At 70.8% G+C, this 4,234-nt stretch carries 2 protein-coding genes; both read left to right on the forward strand.

All coding sequences use genetic code 11. The features are described from left to right. The first annotated feature begins 17 nt into the window (after positions 1-17). Positions 18-2,438 (forward strand): condensation domain-containing protein, encoded by a 2,421-nt coding sequence (locus ACGFZS_RS49675; RefSeq protein ID WP_393800825.1) that lies wholly within the window; start codon positions 18-20, stop codon positions 2,436-2,438. Further along, positions 2,435-4,234, forward strand: a 1,800-nt coding sequence (locus ACGFZS_RS49680) for a condensation domain-containing protein (RefSeq protein WP_393800826.1), incomplete at its 3' end; no start/stop codon positions are given. The genes ACGFZS_RS49675 and ACGFZS_RS49680, both read left to right, overlap by 4 nt.

Below are 4,234 nucleotides of genomic sequence, written 5' to 3' on the forward strand. Positions count from 1 at the left end.
GGTCGGTGGGTCGGCGGATGGTGAATGCGTATGGTCCGACCGAGGTGACCGTGTGCGCGGCGATGAGCCTGCCCCTCACCCCCGGAGACGGATCCGGGGGAAGCGTTCCGATCGGCCGTCCACTGCGGAACGCGCGGACGTTCGTGCTCGACGAGTTCCTCCAGCCGGTGCCGGTCGGTGTGGCGGGTGAGCTGTATGTGTCCGGGCCCGGTCTGGCGCGCGGCTACTCCGGGCGCCCGGACCTGACGGCAGAGCGGTTCGTCGCCGCCCCCTTCGGTGAGGGCGAGCGGATGTACCGCACCGGCGACCTGATCCGCTGGACCGCCGAGGGCCAACTGGAGTTCGTGGGGCGCGCGGACGATCAGGTGAAGATCCGCGGCTTCCGTATCGAACTGGGCGAGGTGGAGGCGGCGTTGGAGGCCCACCTCCTGGTCGACCATGCCGTCGTGATGGTCCGTGAGGGGCGCCTGGTGGGCTACGTAGTCGCCCACGAGGTGGATGCCGACGCTCTGCGGGTCTTCGCCTCCTCGCGGCTGCCGGAGTACATGGTTCCGGCGGCGGTGGTGGTGCTTGACGCGTTCCCGTTGACGGTGAACGGCAAGGTGGACCGGGCTGCTCTTCCTGACCCGGAGTTCGGTGGTTCGGGCTCGGCACGACGGCCTGGCACGGCGGCCGAGGAAGCGCTGTGCGGTTTGTTCGCGGAGGTGCTGGGCCTGGAGTCGGGTGTGATCGGGGTCGGGGACAGTTTCTTCGAGCTGGGCGGCGACTCGATCATGTCGATGCAGCTCGCGTCCCGGGCTCGTCGTTGCGGTTGGGTGGTGACGCCTCGGCAGATTTTTGAGGAGAAGACTCCGGAGCGGCTGGCGCTGGTGGCGGCGGGGACCGGGGAGGCCTTGGCCGGGGCTGAGGATTCGGGTGTCGGTGAGGTGCCGTGGACGCCGTTGATGAGGTCGATGGGTGAGGACGTGCTGCGGCCCGGTTTCGCGCAGTGGACGGTGATCGGTGCGCCGGCCGACCTGGGCGTGGACGTGCTGGCGTCAGGCGTGGAGGCGCTGCTGCGGGCTCACGGGATGCTGCGGGCCCGGGCCGGGAGCGATCAGGTGTTGGTGGTTCCGGAGGTGGGTGAGGTCGATGTGTCCGGGCTGGTGGCTCGGGTGGAGGCCGTAGGTCTGGCTGAGGGTGGGTTGGACCGGGTGGCGGTGGATGCCGCTCGGGAGGCGGTGACGAGGCTGGATCCGGCGGCCGGGGTGATGGTGCAGGTGGTGTGGGTGGATGCCGGGCCGGGCCGGGTCGGTCGGCTTGTGCTGGCCGCTCATCATCTGGCGGTCGACGGGGTGTCGTGGCGCGTCCTGGTACCCGACCTGCAGAACGCGTGCGAGGCAGCGGCCGCGGGCCGGCGGCCGGAGTTGGAGTCGGCGGGGACTTCGTTCCGTGCCTGGGCGGAGGGACTGCGGCGGGCCGCACAGAGTCCGGCGCGGGTGGGCGAGTTGGACGCCTGGGTCAATATGGCCGCCGGGACGACCGGTGCCGGAGAACCGCTGATCGGCCACCGTCCGCTGGACCCGACCGTCGACACGACCTCCACCCTGCGCCTGCTGTCCTGGTCGCTCCCGACGCAGGAGGCAGCGGTGCTCGTGGGCGAGACACCACGGGTGTTCCACTGCGGGCTGCACGAACTGCTGTTGGCCACGCTGGCCGGTGCGGTGACGCACTGCCGCCCGAACCCGGGGACCGGCGCCGGCACCGGCTCCGACGGGTTCCTGGTGGAGGTCGAGGGGCATGGCCGTGAGCCGTTGTCGGAGGGCATGGATCTGTCGCGGACGGTGGGCTGGTTCACCGCCGCTTATCCGGTACGGCTGGACGCCTCCGGTGTGGACCTGACGGAGGCTACGGAAGGCGGTGCGGCGGCTGGTGTGCTGGTGAAGCGGGTGAAGGAGCAGGTGCAAGCGGTACCTGGGGACGGGCTGGGCCATGGCCTGCTGCGTCATCTGAATCCGGAGACAGGGCCGGTGTTGGAGGTCCTGCCGGTGCCGCAGGTCGGGTTCAACTACCTGGGCCGGTTCGCGACCGCCGGTGGTGCCGAGCCGGGCCTGGTCGAGCCCTGGCAGACGGCCGGGGACACGGCCGTCGGTGGTGCTGCCGATCCGGGGATGCCGGTGCTGCACGCGCTCGCTGCGGGTGCCGTGGTCGCGGACACCGTCAGCGGCCCGGAGCTGACGCTCACCCTGAGCTGGCCCGCCGCGCTCCTGGACGAAACCGACGTGGAGGAGGTGGGCCGGGCCTGGCTCGGGCTGCTGAACGGCCTCGCCGCGCACACCGCCGGTCCCCAGGCCGGCGGTCACACCCCCTCCGACTTCTCGCTCCTCGATCTCGACCAGGACGAAGTCGACGACCTCGAAGCCATAGCTGCCGAACTCGACGAAGGACGGTTCCTGTGAAGCCCCCGAAGCCCCTCTCGACGCACGCCAAGGGATCCGCTCTCGCGGAAGTGTGGCCGCTCTCGCCCCTCCAGCAGGGGATGCTCTTCCACTCCTCGTACGACGACGAGGGACCGGACGTCTACGGCCTCCAGTGCGTCCTGGGCGTGGACGGCCCCCTGGACACCGAGCTCTTCCGCGCGTGCTGGGAGGCTCTGATCGAGCGCCATGCCGTCCTGCGCGCCAGTTTCCAACGGCGCAGGTCCGGCGAGGCGGTGCAGCTGATCTCGCGGAGCGTTGTGCTCCCTTGGGGCGACGTCGACCTGTCGGACCTCGGCGAGGAGGAGGCCCTGACCCGGTTCGAGCGGTTGGCCCGCGAAGAGCGGGAGGACAGGATGAACCCCGCCTCCCCGCCCTTGCTCCGGCTGCTCCTGGCCCGGCTCGGGGAAGCCCGCCACCGCCTCGTCGTGACGACCCATCACATCCTGCTGGACGGCTGGTCGATGCCGGTGCTTCTCGACGAGCTGGAGGCGATGTACACGGCGGGTGGTGACATCCGGGTACTGCCCCCGGTCACCTCCTACCGCGACTACCTGTCGTGGCTCGGCCGTCAGGACCGGGAGGCGGCGCGCGCCGCGTGGCGGGAGGAACTGGCCGGGGCGGAGGAACCGACCCTGGTCGCACCCCAGGCGGCAGGCGGGGCCGAGGTCGCAGTGCTGCCGCGGGACCTCGTCCTGGATCTCCCCGAGGAGACCACCACGCGGTTGCGGGAGTTGGCCCGCGGCCGGAACCTCACGCTGAACTCGGTCGTGCAGGGCGCATGGGCGCTGGTCCTGTCCCGGTTGACCGGACGGAACGACGTGGTGTTCGGCGCGACGGTGTCGGGACGGCCGGCGGATCTGCCTGGCGCCGAGTCCATGGTCGGCCTGATGATCAACACGCTGCCGGTACGGGTGCCACTGACCGGCGGACAGCCGGTGCTGGACATGCTCGCGGACCTGCAGGCGCGGCAGTCGTCGCTGATGTCGCATCAGCATCTGGGTCTGAGCGAGGTGCAGGGGCTGGCCGGGCCGGGAGCGACGTTCGACACCCTCGTGGTCTACGAGAACTATCCGACCCCGCCCGACGGGGCGCCCGAGCCCGGCACCATCTCCTTCACCCGCATGGATGCGCACGAGGCCACCAACTTCCCGCTGACCGTCGGCATCGTCCCCGACGTCGGACTCCGGATCGTGATGACCCATCGGCCGGACCTCTTCGACGAGGAGGCGGCGGCCCGCGTCGCCGGATGGCTGATACGGGTGCTGGAACAGATGGCGGACGAGCCGACGCTACGGGTGGGCGACATCGATCTCCTCGACGGACCCGAGCGGTCCGTAGTCGTAGAGGAGTGGAACGCCACGGCGCGGGACGGAGTTCCCGGCACGGTGCTGGAACGGTTCCGCGGTTGGGCCGTCGGCACGCCGGACACGGCGGCGTTGTGGTTCAGCGACCGACCGCTGTCCTACGGCGAGTTGGATGCGCGGTCGGATGCGTTGGCGCGGGGTCTGGTGGCCCGTGGTGTGGGGCGTGAGTCGCGGGTGGGGCTGTGTCTGCCGCGTGGGGCCGAGATGGTTGTGGCCATGTTGGCGGTGTGGAAGGCGGGCGGGGCGTACGTCCCGTTGGATCCGGAGTATCCCTCGGACCGGTTGCTGTTCATGGTCGCCGACAGCGGTGCCGAACTGGTGCTGGTCGCGGAGGAGACCGTGGACCGGTTGTCGGCGGACGTGGAGACGGTCCTGGTGGGCGAGTTGGGGACCGACTCGGGTGAGCTGCCG

Source organism: Streptomyces sp. NPDC048288 (genome assembly GCF_043201555.1).
Lineage (GTDB): Bacteria > Actinomycetota > Actinomycetes > Streptomycetales > Streptomycetaceae > Streptomyces.